Origin of the sequence: Streptomyces synnematoformans, from assembly GCF_039531005.1 — a bacterium.
Taxonomy (GTDB): domain Bacteria; phylum Actinomycetota; class Actinomycetes; order Streptomycetales; family Streptomycetaceae; genus Streptomyces; species Streptomyces synnematoformans.
The window spans coordinates 1-15,815 of record NZ_BAAAPF010000049.1 but is presented as its reverse complement, the minus strand read 5'-3'; the positions used below and the strand labels follow the sequence as shown (position 1 = coordinate 15,815).

At 74.5% G+C, this 15,815-nt stretch carries 14 protein-coding genes and 1 pseudogene; 8 read left to right on the top strand and 7 right to left on the bottom strand.

The genetic code is table 11. The features are described from left to right. Positions 1-208 precede the first annotated feature (208 nt). The 3 genes from ABD317_RS11265 to ABD317_RS11255 are packed head-to-tail and all read left to right on the top strand — an operon-like array spanning position 209 to position 3,361. Positions 209-1,510 carry a sugar ABC transporter substrate-binding protein gene (locus ABD317_RS11265; protein WP_344289639.1) on the top strand — a complete coding sequence of 434 codons (1,302 nt, stop codon included), beginning with the start codon at positions 209-211 and terminating at the stop codon, positions 1,508-1,510. A 34-nt stretch (positions 1,511-1,544) separates the two neighbouring features. Continuing rightward, positions 1,545-2,537, top strand: a complete 993-nt coding sequence (locus ABD317_RS11260) for a carbohydrate ABC transporter permease (RefSeq protein WP_344289638.1) — start codon at positions 1,545-1,547, stop codon at positions 2,535-2,537. Continuing rightward, positions 2,534-3,361 carry a carbohydrate ABC transporter permease gene (locus tag ABD317_RS11255; protein WP_344289637.1) on the top strand — a complete coding sequence of 276 codons (828 nt, stop codon included), beginning with the start codon at positions 2,534-2,536 and terminating at the stop codon, positions 3,359-3,361. The genes ABD317_RS11260 and ABD317_RS11255 overlap by 4 nt, the downstream gene beginning before the upstream one ends. A 48-nt stretch (positions 3,362-3,409) precedes the next feature. On the opposite strand, the gene ABD317_RS11250 is transcribed toward ABD317_RS11255, so the two are convergent. Further along, positions 3,410-4,327 carry a hypothetical protein gene (locus tag ABD317_RS11250; RefSeq protein WP_344289636.1) on the bottom strand — a complete coding sequence of 306 codons (918 nt, stop codon included), beginning with the start codon at positions 4,325-4,327 and terminating at the stop codon, positions 3,410-3,412. Positions 4,328-4,407: 80 nt separating this feature from the next. On the opposite strand from ABD317_RS11250, the gene ABD317_RS11245 reads away from it, so the two are divergent. Together ABD317_RS11245 and ABD317_RS11240 are read left to right on the top strand one after the other, a co-directional pair. Further along, positions 4,408-4,878: a PPOX class F420-dependent oxidoreductase gene (locus ABD317_RS11245; RefSeq protein WP_344289635.1), complete on the top strand. Its 471-nt coding sequence runs from the start codon at positions 4,408-4,410 to the stop codon at positions 4,876-4,878. A gap of 140 nt (positions 4,879-5,018) precedes the next feature. Then, positions 5,019-5,933, top strand: a complete 915-nt coding sequence (locus tag ABD317_RS11240) for a helix-turn-helix domain-containing protein (RefSeq protein ID WP_344289634.1) — start codon at positions 5,019-5,021, stop codon at positions 5,931-5,933. Positions 5,934-5,964: 31 nt separating this feature from the next. On the opposite strand, the gene ABD317_RS11235 is transcribed toward ABD317_RS11240, so the two are convergent. From ABD317_RS11235 to ABD317_RS11215, 5 genes are all read right to left on the bottom strand, one after another. Further along, entirely contained in the window at positions 5,965-6,633 is a 669-nt protein-coding gene (locus ABD317_RS11235; RefSeq protein WP_344289633.1) for a response regulator, read from the bottom strand. Further along, positions 6,630-8,192 carry a sensor histidine kinase gene (locus ABD317_RS11230; protein WP_344289632.1) on the bottom strand — a complete coding sequence of 521 codons (1,563 nt, stop codon included), beginning with the start codon at positions 8,190-8,192 and terminating at the stop codon, positions 6,630-6,632. Before ABD317_RS11230 ends, ABD317_RS11235 begins: the two co-directional genes overlap by 4 nt. Positions 8,193-8,399: 207 nt before the next feature. Beyond that, the gene (locus ABD317_RS11225; RefSeq protein WP_344289631.1) at positions 8,400-9,233 is read right to left on the bottom strand and encodes an ABC transporter permease; all 834 of its coding nucleotides are present in this window, start codon (positions 9,231-9,233) and stop codon (positions 8,400-8,402) included. Continuing rightward, positions 9,230-10,165, bottom strand: coding sequence for an ABC transporter ATP-binding protein (locus ABD317_RS11220; protein WP_344289630.1), 936 nt, complete (start codon positions 10,163-10,165; stop codon positions 9,230-9,232). The genes ABD317_RS11225 and ABD317_RS11220 overlap by 4 nt, the downstream gene beginning before the upstream one ends. 113 nt (positions 10,166-10,278) lie before the next feature. After that, positions 10,279-11,214, bottom strand: a complete 936-nt coding sequence (locus ABD317_RS11215) for a DMT family transporter (RefSeq protein WP_344289649.1) — start codon at positions 11,212-11,214, stop codon at positions 10,279-10,281. A 96-nt stretch (positions 11,215-11,310) separates the two neighbouring features. Here ABD317_RS11215 and ABD317_RS11210 point away from each other — a divergent pair, with 96 nt between their 5' ends. Next, a complete protein-coding gene (locus ABD317_RS11210; RefSeq protein ID WP_051438175.1) occupies positions 11,311-11,652 on the top strand; it encodes a chorismate mutase in 342 nt (113 codons plus the stop codon). Here ABD317_RS11210 and ABD317_RS11205 read toward each other — a convergent pair. After that, positions 11,609-12,496 carry a hypothetical protein gene (locus tag ABD317_RS11205; RefSeq protein ID WP_344289629.1) on the bottom strand — a complete coding sequence of 296 codons (888 nt, stop codon included), beginning with the start codon at positions 12,494-12,496 and terminating at the stop codon, positions 11,609-11,611. The genes ABD317_RS11210 and ABD317_RS11205 overlap by 44 nt on opposite strands. Before the next feature lie 112 nt (positions 12,497-12,608). Between ABD317_RS11205 and pepN the strand changes: the two genes are divergently transcribed. Then, positions 12,609-15,194, top strand: coding sequence for an aminopeptidase N (gene pepN / locus ABD317_RS11200; RefSeq protein ID WP_344289628.1), 2,586 nt, complete (start codon positions 12,609-12,611; stop codon positions 15,192-15,194). A 351-nt stretch (positions 15,195-15,545) separates the two neighbouring features. Next, positions 15,546-15,815, top strand: a pseudogene (locus ABD317_RS11195) (hypothetical protein); the annotation flags it as partial.

Sequence of the window (15,815 nt, the reverse complement as noted above, 5' to 3'; positions counted from 1 at the left end):
AGTTTCGGCTGCACCATATGCAACGCTTTCGACTGCACAGCGCGCAACGCCAATGGTCGGACAATTGTCGGGTGGACGTTTCGGCGACGGCTCAGACAACGGTTCGGCATCACCTCGAAACCACCCTTGACCCTGGTTAAACCACTCCATAGCGTCCTGCTGGTCTAGACAAGTTCAGGTTCGGCTCACTGAGGAGCGGGAGCGGTTCATGCGGAAGTTCGTCATCGGCGCAGTGAGCGCCGCAATGGTGCTGGGGCTCGCCGCCTGTGGCAGCGACTCCGACGACGAGGGCGGCGGCGGTGACGCTCTGGACGGCAAGGGCAAGACCCTCGACGTCTGGATCATGAAGGGGACCAACCCCGACGCCGACCCGTTCTTCGCCAAGCTGAACAAGGAATTCGAGAAGAAGACCGGTGCCAAGGTCAACGTCGAATACCAGCAGTGGGAGAGCGCCCAGCGCAAGTTCACCACCGCGATCGAGGGCGGCCCGGACCAGGTGCCCGACGTCGCCGAGGTCGGCACCACCTGGGTGCCGCAGTTCGCCGAGACCGGCGGCCTGGTCGACGTCACCGACGAGGTGAAGGCGGCCGGGCTCGACCAGGACCTGGTCGAGGGCCTGAAGGACGCGGGCACGCTGGACGGCAAGCAGTACGGCATGCCCTGGTACGCGGGCGTCCGCGGCCTCGTCTACCGCAAGGACGTCTTCGACAAGCACGGTCTGAAGCCCCCGACGAACTGGGAGGAGCTTCGGGACGTCGCGCTGACGCTGAAGAAGGAGGAGCCGGACATGATCCCGTTCCCCGTCGCCGGCGGGGCGGAGATGTTCGCGATGCCCTTCGTCTGGGGCGCCGGCGGCGACGCGGCCGTGCAGGAGGGCGACACCTGGAAGTCCGCCATCAACTCGCCGGAGTCCGTCGAGGGCCTGCAGTTCTACACCGACCTGGCGACGAAGGACGGCCTGTCCCCGGCGAAGGTCACCACCTGGCGCGAGGACGAGGTGGCCCAGGAGTTCACCAAGGGGAACGTCGCCATGACGATCTCCGGCAACTGGACCCCCAAGACCTTCCTCGACGAGGCCCCCGAGCTGGAGGGCAAGATCGCTGCCGCGCCGATCCCCGGCCAGGACGGCGGCATGAGCCCGTCGTTCCTCGGCGGCTCCTACCTGTCGACCTTCGACAGCGACAAGAAGGAGCTGGCCTGGGAGTACGTCAAGATGGCCACCACCGGCAAGTTCGCCGCCGAGTGGGCCGAGCAGACGAACTACTTCCCGGGCACCAACACCGAGCTGGAGAAGATCGCCGCGGAGGGCGACCCGCTGGTCGAGCCGTTCGCCAAGCAGATGATGGAGGCCGGCGCGACCGTCCCGAAGACGACCGCGTACGGCGAGATCCAGGCCAGCCAGGTGGTGCTGAAGCTGGTGCAGTCCGTGCTCAAGGGCGACGCGAGCGTCCAGGAGGCCGCGGACAAGGCGGCCGGCGAGATGGACGACATCTTCGCCAAGTCCGAGTAGACCACCGCATCGGACAGGGACACGGAAGCACACCGTGAAGGAATCGCTCACCGCCGAGGCCGCGATTGCTCCCCCGAAGGAGCCGTCGCGGCCCGGCCGCACATCCGCCGACGCCGCGCGCCGCCGCAAGCGGCTGGTGACGCTGACCCGGCCCTGGCTGCTGCTGGCACCCGCCCTCGCGGTGCTCGCCGGGCTGCTGCTGTGGCCGCTGATCGAGGTCGGCAAGCTGTCGCTGCAGGAGTACGAGGTCAAGTTCGGCGGCGGCGTCGGCACCTGGGTCGGCTTCGACAACTACGCGAACCTGCTCTCGAACGAGCTGCTGTGGCGCACGGTCCTGCCGAACACGGTGTTCTTCGCGTTCGCCTGCGTGGTCCTCACCGTGGCCTTCGGCACCGCCGTCGCGCTGCTGCTCAACCGCCTGGGCACCACCTGGCGGGTGATCTGCTCCACCGCGATCATGGCCGCCTGGGCGATGCCCGCGGTCACCGGCACGTACGTCTGGGTGTGGCTGTTCGCGCCGGAGGACGGGCTGATGAGCCGGATCGCCGGCGGACTCGGCCTGATCGACCCGGAGACCACCAACTGGTTCACCGACCGGCTCGCCTTCTACGCCATCGCCACCCTGAACGTCATCCACCACGGCTTCCCCTTCGTCGCCATCACCGTGCTCGCGGGCCTGATGACGGTGCCGAAGGAGCTGTACGAGGCGGGGATGATCGACGGGGCGAGCGCCTGGCAGCGGTTCTGGCGCATCACCGTGCCGGCGCTGCGGCCGATCTTCCTGGTCGTGACCATCCTCTCCACCATCTGGGACTTCAAGGTCTTCACCCAGATCTTCCTCATGCCCGGCGGCAGCGGAAGCAACGAGGACGTCATGAACCTCGGCGTGTACTCCTACATCGAGGCGTTCGCCAAGGACGACTACGGATCCGGCGCCGCCGCGGCCGTGCTGCTCACGCTGCTGCTCATCGCCATCACCCTCGTTTACATCCGCACGCTCTTCCGCCAGGGGGAGGAGGACCTGTGAAGCGCACCTCGACCGCCTCGCGCGTCGGCCTCCCGGCCGCCGTCGCGGGACTGCTGATCTTCACCCTCTTCCCCGTCTACTGGATGATGAGCACCGCGCTCGACCCGCGGGCCTCCTCCCGGGGCTCGGACCTGCTGCCCAGCGGGGTGTCGTTCGAGCACTTCAGCCGGGTGTGGAACGAGGGGAACTTCGACCGCTACCTGCTGAACTCGGCGATCGTCGGCCTCGGCACCATCCTGGCCGCCGGCGCGCTGGCGCTGTTCGCGGCGGTGGCCGTGGCCCGCTTCCGGTTCACGTTCCGCACCTCCGTGCTGATCATGATCCTGATCGTGCAGATGGTGCCGCTGGAGGCGCTGGTCATCCCGCTCTTCCTGCAGATGCGCGACTACGAGATGCTCAACAGCCTGCTCGGGCTGACGATCGTCTACATCGCGCTGTCGCTGCCGTTCGCGATCTGGACGCTGCGCGGGTTCGTCGCCACGGTGCCGAAGGAGGTCGAGGAGGCGGCGTACATCGACGGCTGCACCTGGCCGCGGATGTTCTGGTCGGTGCTGCTGCCGCTCGTGGCGCCGGGACTGGTGGCCACCAGCGTGTTCGCGTTCATCACCGCCTGGAACGAGTTCATCTTCGCGTACGTCTTCATGCAGGACAGCGACAAGTACACGGCGGCCGTCGGGATCTACCAGTTCTTCGGCGAGAACGACACCGCGTGGGGCCCGGTGATGGCCAGCTCCACGCTGGTCACGCTGCCGGTGCTGATCTTCTTCGTGATCGTGCAGCGGCGGCTGGCGTCCGGGCTGGCGGCGGGCGCGATCAAGGGCTGAGGAGCGCGGCCCGTACCGGCGCGGCGCGTACCGGCCCGCGTGCCCCGGTCACGTGTCGCACTCCAGCACCGCCTTGCACAGCCCGCAGCGCGCCCGGACGTGCCCGCGCACCGGCACCCGGATCCGCTGGTGGCAGACGGGGCACGGGAACGACACCCGCAGTGGAGGGCCGTTCTCGAAGGCGTAGCCGTCCTCGGGGGCGGCGGTCGTCGTCAGGCCGCCGCCGCCCGCCCGCGCGAACAGCTCCTGCGCCCGCCGGCGGTCCTTGGCGTACCGGCGCCGCCCGAGGCGCCCGTTCGCCGTCAGCGGCGGCCGCTGGGCGTCGCGGCGGGCCACCCGCATGCCGGCGGTGTACGCCTCGTACGCCTGCGGGCTGGTGAACCAGGTCTCCGGGTTCTCGCCGAAGGCGACGGCCCGCTTGGCGACGACGTAGCCGAACTCCTCGGGCGTGAGGTAGCCGAACCGCTGCGAGGCGCCGCCGCCCTCCCGGAAGGCGTCCAGGAGCAGCCAGCCGGCGCCGAGGTAGGCGGTCGCGGTGTCGGTGAGGACCTCGTTCTCTGCGGTGCCGGGGAAGGACAGCCCCAGGCGGTCGAGGTAGACGTGCATCACCTCGTGCGCGAGCGCCCCGCCGACGTCCCGAGGGTGGTCGCGGAAGCGGGGGTTCAGCTCGACGAAGTACTCGGGTCCCGCGGCCAGCTCCACCACCGCGGCCTCGGGCATGTCGCGGAAGCCGACGATCATGCGCGCGTCCGGCAGCTGCAGGTGCTGCACCAGGGCGCGCGCCACCCGCTGGACGCCGAGGTGCAGGTCCTCGCCGGGGGCCAGGGCCACGTCGGCGGCGGGGACGCTGACGGCGAAGTTGGCGTGCAGGAAGTCCGCGGTGATCCGCCGGTAGAGCGCCGTCAGGGCCGACCGCACGGTCCGCAGATGCGGAAATCCGTGCACCACCGCGCTTGCGCTGCCCACCGGCGACCCCCAGGGTGTCCGACTCCCGACCACTCTACGGGGCACCGCCCCACGGCCCCCGGCGACGTATCGTGACGCGCATGAGTCCCCACATCGCCACCAACACCCGGGTCGACCTCGCCGGGCTGCTCGACTTCGTACGGCCCCGGCACCGGGCCCTGCTGCTCACCCGGCGGGCCGACGGCTCGCCGCAGGCGTCGCCGCTGACCTGCGGGGTCGACGACGCGGGGCGGATCGTCGTCTCCACCTACCCGGAGCGGGCCAAGACGCGCAACGCGCGGCGGGACCCGCGGGTCGGGATCGTGGTGCTGTCCGAGGAGTGGAACGGGCCGTGGGTCCAGGTCGACGGCGCGGCGGAGGTGATCGACGCGACGGAGGACGTGGAGCCGTTCGTGGAGTACTTCCGCAACATCTCCGGGGAGCACCCGGACTGGGACGAGTACCGCCGGGCCATGGTGCGGCAGGGGAAGTCGCTGATCCGGATCACGCCGGAGCGGTGGGGTCCGGTGGCCACCGGCGGCTTTCCGGCGCGGCTGGCGGAGGGGGCGTAGCCCCGGCTCCGCCCGCCGGCCCCGGACCACCCCCGCCCCCTGGCCACCTGCCCGTCCATGGACGAAGATCGACGGTGCCCGGGCCCGGCGCCCGGACGGGTGCGGGGACTCGGCGGCGGCGAACGCGAGGAGGGCGGGCGATGAGCAAGCACACCTGGGTGCGCTACTTCACCCCCGGCCCGGTGCACCGCAAGCTCGGCCTGGTCTGCCTCGGCGTCGGCCTGCAGTACGGCGACCTCCCGGACGTCGGGCCGCGGACGCTCGACCACCACGTCGCCGTCGTCGTCAGCAGCGGGCGCGGCTGGTTCCGCGGCGGCGGCGGGCCGGTGCTGGACGTGGTGGCCCCCGCGCTGCTGTGGCTCGTCCCCGGCGCCGTCCACCACTACGGGCCCGACCCGGCGACCGGCTGGGACGAGGCCTTCGTCGACTTCACCGGCTCCGCCGTGGCCGCGTACACCGAGCTGGGCTACGTCCAGCCGGAGCGGCCCGTCGTGCCGCTCAGCGACGCCACCGGGCCGCGCACCGTCGTCACCCGCATCGCCCGCGCCGCCCGCCGCGGCAACCCGATGCTGGAGGTCGAGACGTCCGCGGCCGTGCACGACCTGCTCGTCGCGCTGCGCCGGGCGCGCGCGGACATGGCACCGGACGGCGACCCGGTGCTGCCGGCGCTGGCGCGCGACGCCTTCCTGCCGCTGTCCGTCGCCGAGCACGCGGCGCGGCACGGGATGACGACCGCGGAGCTGCGCTCGGCGGTGCGGCGGGCGGCGGGGTGCAGCCCCAAGGACTACCTGCTGGGGATACGGCTCGGGCGGGCGAAGGAGCTGCTCGCCGCCACCGAGCTGCCCATCGCGGCGGTCGCCCGGCGGGTGGGGTACGACGACCCGGCGTACTTCTCCCGGCTGTTCACCCGCCGGGTGGGGGTGGCACCGGTGCGCTTCCGCGACCAGCAGGGGCGTACGGCGCCGGGCGGCTGGAGCGACCGGCCCCCGGAGCCGGGGGACCCGCCCGTCGCGGAGGACGCCCCGCGGGCGCCGGGCGCCGGGGGACCGGGGTAGGCCGGGCACCCGGACCGGTCCGGCGGACCGGTCAGCCGGGCCGTACCAGGCGGGTGTCGTACGCGAAGATCACCGCCTGCACCCGGTCCCGGGCACCGGTCTTGCCGAGGATCCGGCCGACGTGCGTCTTGACCGTCGACTCGGCGAGGTGCATCCGCTCGGCGATCTCGCCGTTCGTCCAGCCCAGCGCGACGGCCCGCAGCACCTCCCGCTCCCGGTCGGTGAGCACCGCCAGCCGCGGGTCCGGGCCCGCGGCGGCGGGCTCGCCGCCGGCGGGCAGCAGGTGCGCGTAGCGCTCGATGAGCCGGCGGGTCAGCGCCGGCGCGACGACCGCCTCGCCGGAGGCCACCGCGCGGATCCCGGCGAGCAGTTCGTCCGGCATCGCGTCCTTGACGAGGAACCCGCTGGCGCCGGCGCGCAGCCCGGCGAAGGCGTACTCGTCGAGGTCGAACGTCGTCAGGATCAGCACCCGGGTCCGGCCGCCGGAGGCGGCGATGCGGCGGGTGGCCTCGATGCCGTCGAGGCCGGGCATGCGGACGTCCATGAGGACGACGTCCGGCCGCAACTCGGCGGCCAGCCGCACCGCTTCGGCCCCGCCGCCCGCCTCGCCGGCGACGGCCATGTCGTCCTGGGTCTCCAGCAGCATCCGGAAGCCGAGCCGCTGCAGGGCGTGGTCGTCGGCGATCAGCACGCTGGTCACGGGGTCGCCTCCGGCGGGGATCCGGGGGCGGGCGGCCTGCCGGGCGGGGCCGGGCTGCCGGGGGCGGACGGGGAGTTCCGCGGAGGGACGGGGTCGGGGAGGTCTGGAGCGGCGGACGGGGAGAGGATACGGGACGCGGGTCGGCGGCGGTGGTGTCCGTCCGCGGGCGCCGGGTTCGCCGGAGGCGGCAGCGTCGCGCGGACCCGCCAGCCGCCGCCCGGTGCGGGGCTCGCGGAGAGGGTGCCGTCGTAGACGGAGGCGCGCTCGCGCATGCCCGCGATGCCCCGGCCGCCCGCGGCGGCCCGCCCGGCGGGGCCGTCCGTCGATTCGGCGCCGTGCGAGGACGTCTCCTCGCCCGCGGATCCGCCGCCGGTCGCGGCCTCGGGCTCCCGCCGCCCGCGTCCGCCCGCGCTCCCGCCCTGGTCGCCACCGCCTCGCCCGGAGGGCGCCCCCGTGTCCGTCACCTCGATCTCCGCCCCGCCGGCCGCGCAGTCGAGCCGCACGGCCGCGGTCGCGCCGCCGCCCGCGTGCTTCAACGTGTTCGTCAGCGCCTCCTGCACGATCCGGTACACCGTCAACTGCCGCCCCTCCGACAGCGTTCCCGAGTCGCCGCGCACCGTGCAGCGCACCGGCAGCCCCGCCTCCCGTACCCGCTGCAGCAGCGGCTCCAGCTCCGCCAGCCCCGGCTGCGGCGCGAGGTGCGCGGGCCCGGGGCCGGGGCCCTGCTCGTGCAGGACGCCCAGCAGCCGGCGCAGCTCGCCCAGCGCCTCCCGGCCGGTGGCGGAGATCGCCTCCAGCGCCTGCGCGGGCCGCTCCGCGGACCGTGCCGTGCGGCCCCCGCGGGCGGCGTACGCGCCGCCGTCCGCGAGGCCGACGATCACCGAGAGGTTGTGCGCCACGATGTCGTGCATCTCGCGGGCGATCCGGGCGCGTTCGGCCGCCGCGGCGAGCCGCGCCCGCTGGTCGCGCTCGACCTCCAGCCGTTCGGCCCGGTCGAGCAGCGAGGCGACGTACTCGCGTCTGGTACGTGTGGTGATGCCGCCCATCACGATCGTCGCGACGATGGCGACCACCGGCACGTATGCGCGGGCGACGTTCTCCGGCGGGTCGCGCAGCACCTCCGCGCCGATCTCCGCGGCAATGATCGCGGCGACCCACAGCAGCCGTGAGAGCGGCAGCCGCAGCGCCACGTTGTACAGGGCCACGCCGATGGCCATCACGGACGCGAGCGCCAGGTGGTACGCGTCGTGGACGAAGGTCAGCGCGGCGACGCCGCAGAACATCGCGAACGGATACCGCCGGCGCCACGGCAGCGTCAGCACCATGCCCACCTGGAGGAGCCACGGCACCGCCATCGGCACCGACGCCAGCTCAGCGGAGTCCGCGCCGGACCCTTCCGGGGAGTCCTCACGCCATTCGCCGAGGGTGAGCTGGACGAAGCCGGGGAAGGCGACGAGGCAGGCCAGCCCCACGTCCCACAGGGACGGGTGGCGGGCGTCGAAGGCCCGTATGCGCTGCGCGGCCGCGTGGATCCGGTGCGTGGGCGGCGGCTCCGGCACCGCCCCCGGGCCTCCGCCCGGGGGCGTCCTCTCCGCCTTCCGCGCCCGCGCTCCCTGTGCCGTCTCCGCCGTCACTGCCCTCCGCACCACCCCTCGTCACCGGCCTGCGCCGTTGTCCGCCCGCGGCCCGCCGAAACTCCGGTCACGGCCGCCTCTCCGGCCCGTGCCCCCGGCCCGTGCCCCGGCCCATCGTCGCCCGGCGGGTTCTCAGACGTCACTACGCCGGAGCCGCAGCGCCGCCGCGGCCAGCCCGGCCGCCGTCCAGACGGCCATGCTGACGAGCGCGGCGCCGACCCCCGGCAGGTCCGGCGCCGGGTGGGCGGCCGCCAGCGGCTGCATGGCGGCCAGCGGCGTGTACGCCACGGCGTCCTCGACCCACCCGTACGGCAGCAGCGGAGCCACGTTCGGCACCACCATCAGCACCCCCACGAAGGCCCCGATCGACGCCGGGGTGCTGCGCAGCAGCGCCCCGACCGCCACCCCGAGCACGGCGATCAGCGCCGCCCCCACGGCCGTGGTGAGCAGCGCCCGCGCCACGCCGGGGTCGCCGAGGCCGGCGGCGATGGGGGTGTCGGCGAGGAACGCCTGCGCCAGCGGGAACGTCGCGAGCGCCGTCGCCAGCATCAGGACGAAGCTCACCGCGCCGAAGACGGCCGCCTTGGCCCACAACACGGGGAGCCGGCGCGGCACGGCCGCCATCGTGGACCGCACCATCCCCGTCGACCACTCGCCGGCGGTGGTGAGGATTCCCAGCACGGGCAGGATGAGCAGGCCGAAGTTCAGGCCGAGCAGGGTGACCTCGACGGGATCCTGGGGACCGTCGCCGCCGCCGTCGGTGAACGTGGCGCCGACGGCGACGCCGAGGCCGACGGCGAGCACGACGACGGCCGCCAGCGAGTACCAGGTGGAGCGGAGCGACCACAGCTTCGACCACTCCGAGCGCAGCACGCCCGGATACGTCACGCGGTAGCCGCCCGCGCCGCCGCGGGCACCGGTGCCCGCGCCGCCCGGGCCGGGCGCGACCAGGGACGGGGTGCTCATGCGGCGACCTCCGCCGGCCGGCCCGCGCCGTGCGCGTGGTACTCGACGGCGTCCCGGGTCAGCTCCATGAACGCCTCCTCCAGCGACACCCGGTGGGGCGTCAGCTCGAACAGCGGCACGCCGTGCGCGGCGGCCGTCAGCCCGATGTCCTCCGCGCCCGCGCCGCGGACCCGCAGCACGCCCGGCGCGTCCGAGGCGACCTCCACGCCGGGGCCGGCCAGCAGCTCCCGCAGCCGGCCCGCCTCCGGCGACGTCACCGACACCTCGTCGTGCCCGGCGGACCGTACGAACTCCGCCACCGTCGTGTCCGCGAGCAGCCGGCCGCGGCCGACGATGACCAGGCGCTCGGCGGTCAGCGCCATCTCGCTCATCAGGTGCGACGAGACGAACACCGTGCGCCCCTGCGCCGCCAGCTCCTTGAGCAGGGTGCGGATCCACCGCACGCCCTCAGGGTCGAGGCCGTTGACCGGCTCGTCCAGCACGACGGCCGCCGGGTCGGCGAGCAGCGCCGCGGCGATGCCGAGCCGCTGCCCCATGCCCAGCGAGAACCCGCCCGCGCGCTTGCGCGCCGCACCGGCCAGCCCCACCGCCTCGATCACCTCCGCCACCCGGCTGCGCGGGATGCCGTGGGTCAGGGCGAGCGCGAGCAGGTGCTTGTAGGCGCTGCGCCCGGTGTGCACGGACCGCGCCTCCAGCAGCGTTCCGACCTCGGCGAGGGGCGCCGGATGCCGCGCGTAGTGGCGCCCGTTCACCGTGACGGAGCCGCTGGTCGGCGCATCCAGGCCCACGATGAGGCGCATCGTGGTGGACTTGCCGGCGCCGTTGGGCCCGAGGAAGCCGGTGACGGTCCCCGGGCGCACGGTGAAGGTCAGGTCGTCGACGGCGGTCTTCTCGCCGTACCGCTTGGTGAGCCCGCGTACTTCGATCGTCATACCGGGGACGCTAGGCCGGGCGGCCGCGCGGATCGTCCGACCACGGCCCGCATCTGCGTGCGGCCGTAGTACCACGGGAGGACCCCGTCACCGCCCGGGCGCACCCCCGCCGCTCAGCAGGGCTTCTCCTCCCGCGCCGGGTCCGCGGACGCCGCGCCGTCCGCCGGCACGCGCCCGCCGGCCGCGACGACGCCCGCACCGCGGCCCGTACCCCGCCGGCGCGAGACCGCCACGCCCGCCAGGCACAGCGCGCCGCCCACCAGCGTCAGCGTCTCCGGCACCTCGCCCAGCGCCGCCCAGGACATCAGCACCACCAGCGCCGGCACCGCGTACGTCGTGGCGCCCATCTTCCCCGCCGTGGTCCGCGCCAGCGCGTACGCCCACGTCGTGAACGCCAGCGCGGTCGGGAAGACGCCCAGATACACCATGTTGGCCGTGGCCGACAGCGGCGCGTCGCCCAGCTGTCCCGCCAACTGCCCCGCGAACGGCAGGCAGAGCACCGCGCCCGTCATGCAGCCGTAGGCCGTGGCCTGCAGCGGCGAGGCGTGCGCGAGCGCCGGCTTCTGGCTGACGACACCGCTCGCGTACGTCGCCGCCGCGAGCAGGCACAGCAGGACGCCGCCGAGCGAGGAAGACCCCCCGTCGGACGTGGATATGCCGACCACCACGGCGCCCGCGAAGGCCACGCAGAGCCCGGCCACCAGCATCGGCGGGAAGCCCTCCTTGAGCAGCCAGCCGCTGAGCAGCGCGATGAGCATCGGCCCGACGTTCACGACCATGGCGGCCGTGCCCGCGTCGACGAGCTGCTCCCCCCAGTTGAGCGCGACCATGTACACCCCGAACCAGAGCGCGCCCGAGACGGCGATGCCCGGCCACGCCGCGCGCGGCGGCAGCCCCTCGCGGCGCACCGCGAGGATCAGCGCCAGCGCGGCGGAGCCCGCCAGCAGCCGTCCCAGCGCCAGCGCGCCGGGGCTGAAATGCTCGCCCGCGTCCCGGATCGAGACGAACGCCGACGCCCACAGCACCACCGTCACCGACGCCGCGGCCATCGCCCGCCGATCCGCCCCCGCCTGCACGTTTCCAGCCATGCCCAGCAACCTAACAGCCGGCACCGACAACGGCTCCGCCCCTGTTACGGTGGCCGCATGACCGACCACTCCACGTCCCCGTCGGCCATGGACGGCCTCTCCGACGCCGCCGTACGAGCCGAGCTCGACCGGCTCCGCGACAGCATCGACAACATCGACGCGGCCGTCGTGCACATGCTCGCCGAACGCTTCAAATGCACCCAGCAGGTGGGCCGCCTCAAGGCCACCCACCACCTGCCGCCCGCCGACCCGGCCCGCGAGGCCCGGCAGATCACCCGCCTCCGCGAGCTGGCGGAGAGCGCCAAGCTCGACCCCGCCTTCGCGGAGAAGCTGCTGAACTTCATCATCGCCGAGGTCATCCGGCACCACGAGACCATCGCCAACTCCTCCGCCCCTTAAGCCCCGGCCCCGTAGCCCCGCGGGCCCCCGCGTCGTACGCCGCGAAGCCGGTCTCCGGCAGCAGCCAGCCCTCCTCGCGGAAGATCCGCGTCCCCGCCTCCCGCGCCGCCGCGTCGGCGCCCGCGCGGGCGACCCAGTGGCGGGGCGTCGGGCCGAGGAGGTCGCGGAGGCGGGGGGAGGCGGTGAGGAGGCGGGACAGCAGGGCGGGCTGGTCCGGGGTGTGGGGGAGCGGTCGGTGCCCGGGGCCGGCCAGCACGCCGCGGGCGTTGAAGTAGACGTACGCGCCCGGCACCGGCTCCCCGGTGGGGAGCCGCACCGGGAACTTTGCGGCCGGCAGCCGCGCGCGGCCGTAGTTCGGCAGCTCCGTGCCGTCCACGGCGTCCAGTTGCGCGTCGTCCAGCCACGTGATCCACAGCCGCGCCCCGGCGGACTCGTCGGCGTACGGGGCCGCCGCCACGTACCCCGGGCCGCTGATGTGCGCCGAGACGCCCACGCCGACGCCGCGGACCGTCGCCGGCGTGAGCGGCACGACCGCCGGCGGCGCGAGGCGCGTCAGCTTGTGGCGCAGCTGCCCCGGGGCCGCGTTCGAGCCCAGCGCCAGCACCGGGAACCGCTCCGCGGCCGGGGCCTGCCCCAGCGCCGCCAGCGTCTCGTCCAGCCCCGCGTCCGTACCGTCGTCCCCGGCCACCCGCCACCGCCCCACCCCGCCGGGCACGGGCCGCAGCGGCAGCAGCAGGTCGCCGGCGAGCAGCGCGGGGCCGGGCGCCGGCGGCCCCGGATAGGCCAGCGGCTCCAGCAGGGGCACGGTCGCGAGGCCCAGCGCCTCCAGGGTTCTGTCCGGCACGCCGTGCAGCGTAGCCGCGCGGGCCGCGCGCCCGGTGCTCCCGGCGCCGGTCCGGGGTCCGGCGCCGCCGGGGTGTCGTCGTACCCGCAGGTGGTGAGGCAGCATAAGCCCCATGCCCGCACTTACCCGCGCCGAGGCGCAGTTCCGCGCCGGCCTCCTCGACGTCCGCCACTACGCCGTCGACCTCGACCTGACGCGCGGTGAGGAGGTCTTCGGCAGCAGCACCGCCATCGCCTTCGCCGCCCGCGCGGCAGGGGACACGTTCGTCGAGATCAAGCCCGCCGAGCTGGTACGCGTCACGCTCGACGGACGGGACCTGGACACCGGCGCGCTAGCGGACGGCCGCCTCCCGCTGCACCTCGACTCGGGCGAGCACGAACTGCGCGTCGAGGCCGCCATGCGCTACTCGCGCACCGGCGAGGGCATGCACCGCTTCACGGACCCCGCGGACGGCGAGACGTACGTCTACACCCAGCTCTTCCTCGACGACGTGCAGCGCGTCTTCGCCGCCTTCGACCAGCCGGACCTGAAGGCCGTCTTCGACGTCTCCGTCACCGCGCCCGCCGGCTGGACCGTCCTCGGCAACGGCATCGCCCACCGGGATCCGGAAACCGACCCGGACGCCGCCCCGGACACCGGCACCGGGGCCGGCCCCGCCGCCGGTGCCCGCTGGCGCCTCACCCCCACCCCGCCGATCGCCACCTACCTCGTCGCCGTCGCCGCCGGCCCCTGGCACTCCGTCCGCACCGAGCACGCCGACCTGCCCTTCGGCCTGCACTGCCGCCGTTCGCTCGCCGCCCACCTCGACGCCGACGCCGACGAGCTGTTCGACGTCACCCGCCGCTGCTTCGACCGCTACCACGAGCGGTTCTCCGAGCCGTACCCCTTCGACTCCTACGACCAGGCGTTCGTCCCCGAGTTCAACGCCAACGCCATGGAGAACCCGGGGCTGATCACCTTCCGCGACGAGTTCGTCTACCGCTCCGCCGTCACCGACACCGAGCGCCAGACCCGCGCCATGGTGATCGCGCACGAGATGGCGCACATGTGGTTCGGCGACCTGGTCACGCTGCGCTGGTGGGACGACATCTGGCTGAACGAGTCCTTCGCCGAGTACATGGGCTACCAGATCCTCTCCGAGGCCACCCGCTTCACCGGCACCTGGACCGACTTCGCCGTCGCCCGCAAGAGCTGGGGGTACGACGCCGACCAGCGGCCCTCCACCCACCCCGTCGCCCCGCCGCGCGTGCCCGACAGCGCCTCCGCGCTGCAGAACTTCGACGGCATCTCGTACGCGAAGGGCGCCAGCGCGCTGCGCCAACTCGTCGCCTGGATGGGCGAGAAGGACTTCTTCGCCGGGCTCGGCGACTACTTCACCCGGCACCGGTTCGGCAACGCCACCCTCGCCGACTTCATCGAGTCCATGGCCCGCGCCTCCGGCCGCGACGTGCCCGAGTGGGCCGACGCCTGGCTGCGCACCACCGGCGTCGACACCTTCCGGCCGGAGACCTGGGAGGGCGACGACGACGTGTGGGTGCTGGAGGTCGAGCACACCGGGCGGCGCCCGCACCGGCTGGACGTCGGCCTCTACGACGAGGACCCCGGCGAGCCCGGCCGCATGGCGCTGCGCGAGCGGCTGGAGCACGACTACGACGCCGACCTCGGGCTGAAGTCCGTATCGGCCGAGGGGCGGGCGCCCGACCTCGTCCTCCTCAACGACGGGGACCTCACCTACGCCAAGATCCGCCTGGACGGCCGCTCCCGCGAGACCGCGCTGCGCTGCCTGTCCGGCATCCCCGACCCGCTCAGCCGGGCCGTGCTGTGGAACGCCGCCCGCGACATGGTCCGCGACGCCGAACTCCCGCCCGCCGACTACCTCCGGGCCGCCGCCGCGCATCTGCCGGCCGAGGCCGACCTCGCCGTCGTCCAGGCCGTGCTGGCCTTCGCCCGCGGCCCGGTCGCCGACGACTACGTACCCGACGCCGACCGGCCCGCGGCCCGCGCGACCGTCGCCGCGATCTGCCGCGAACTGCTGCGCCGCACCGACGAGGGCGCCGACCCCGGGCTCCGGCTCGCGGCGCTGCGCACCCTCATCGACTGCGCCGACGAGCCCGACGAGGTACGCGACTGGCTCGCCGCCGGCACCGCACCCGGCGGCCCGGTGCTCGACCCCGACCTGCGCTGGCGCTGCCTCAAGCGGCTCGCCGTCCTCGGCGCCGTCGGGCCGGACCGGATCGAGGCGGAGGTCGCCCGCGACCCCGGCGCCTCCGCCCAGGAGGGCGCGGCGCGGTGTCTGGCCGCGCTGCCGGGGGCCGACGCGAAGGCGGCGGCCTGGGCGGCGATGTACGGGGACGGGGGTGCGGCCGGCACCGGGGAGCCGTCCAATTACCTGTTCACCGCCACCGCCCGCGGCTTCTGGCAGCCGGAGCACCGCGAGGTGCTGGCGCCGTACGTGCCGCGCTGGTTCGCCGAGACCCCGGCGCTCGCCGCGCGCCGCGGAGCCGCCATCGCCGCGGCGGCGGGGCGCGAGGGGTTCCCCCGGGGCTTCGTGGCGGAGGAGACGCTGCGGCTGGGAGAGGAGTGCCTGGAGCGGGGCGAGCCGGTGCCGGCGCTGCGGCGCCGGCTGGTCGACCAGCTCGACGACCTCGGCCGGGCGCTGCGCGTACGCCGGGCGGCGGCGGGGCCGCCGGCCGGGTAGGCGAGCGCCGGGCCGCGCCTGCCGCCCCTAGGGCCTGTCGATTGGATCTTCGCTGGGCTCGCGACGCCTGGCACTGCACCTCGCGGCGTTGTCGTCGGTCGCCGACGCTCCGCGTCGCCTCCCTCCTCCGCCTTGCGATGCACAGCACCAGACGCCGCTCCCTGATCCAGCAAGATCCAAACGACAGGCCCTAGCAGATCCGGCGGCGCGACCCCGGGCGCGCCCGCGCGTTCCCACGTACGGGCGAACTGCCGGGAAGAACAGCACGTTTCGGGGAAAAGCCGGAAGTAGGTTAGGCCCGCCTCACCTCACCCACCGGTTCTGAAGAGACCGGCGCCCCCAGGAGCCTGCATGCCCGCTGCCGCCGAAGCCGCCCTCGCGGGCGGCCCCGCCGGCCCCCGCGCCCTCCGCCCGTACCTCGACACCGTCCTCGCCGCCCTGGCCGACGGCGCCGCCCGCCGTCGCGGCCCGCTGCCCGCCGGCGGCCCCCGGGCCGTCGCCGGGCGGGTACGCGAGGCCGTCCGCCCCGTGCTGCCCGACACCGGCGTCGGGGCCCAGGCGGCCCTCGCCGACGCCTTCGGCCTCCACCCGGCCCTCTTCGACGCCGCCCTGCACGCCCTC

Excerpts from the sequence above, each read along its gene's own strand:
- ABD317_RS11265 (WP_344289639.1), top strand. The coding sequence starts at position 209 with ATGCGGAAGTTCGTCATCGGCGCAGTGAGCGCCGCAATGGTGCTGGGG.
- ABD317_RS11245 (WP_344289635.1), top strand. The coding sequence starts at position 4,408 with ATGAGTCCCCACATCGCCACCAACACCCGGGTCGACCTCGCCGGGCTG.
- ABD317_RS11240 (WP_344289634.1), top strand. The coding sequence starts at position 5,019 with ATGAGCAAGCACACCTGGGTGCGCTACTTCACCCCCGGCCCGGTGCAC.
- ABD317_RS11225 (WP_344289631.1), bottom strand. The coding sequence starts at position 9,233 with ATGAGCACCCCGTCCCTGGTCGCGCCCGGCCCGGGCGGCGCGGGCACC.
- ABD317_RS11220 (WP_344289630.1), bottom strand. The coding sequence starts at position 10,165 with ATGACGATCGAAGTACGCGGGCTCACCAAGCGGTACGGCGAGAAGACC.
- ABD317_RS11215 (WP_344289649.1), bottom strand. The coding sequence starts at position 11,214 with ATGGCCGCGGCGTCGGTGACGGTGGTGCTGTGGGCGTCGGCGTTCGTC.
- ABD317_RS11210 (WP_051438175.1), top strand. The coding sequence starts at position 11,311 with ATGACCGACCACTCCACGTCCCCGTCGGCCATGGACGGCCTCTCCGAC.
- pepN (WP_344289628.1), top strand. The coding sequence starts at position 12,609 with ATGCCCGCACTTACCCGCGCCGAGGCGCAGTTCCGCGCCGGCCTCCTC.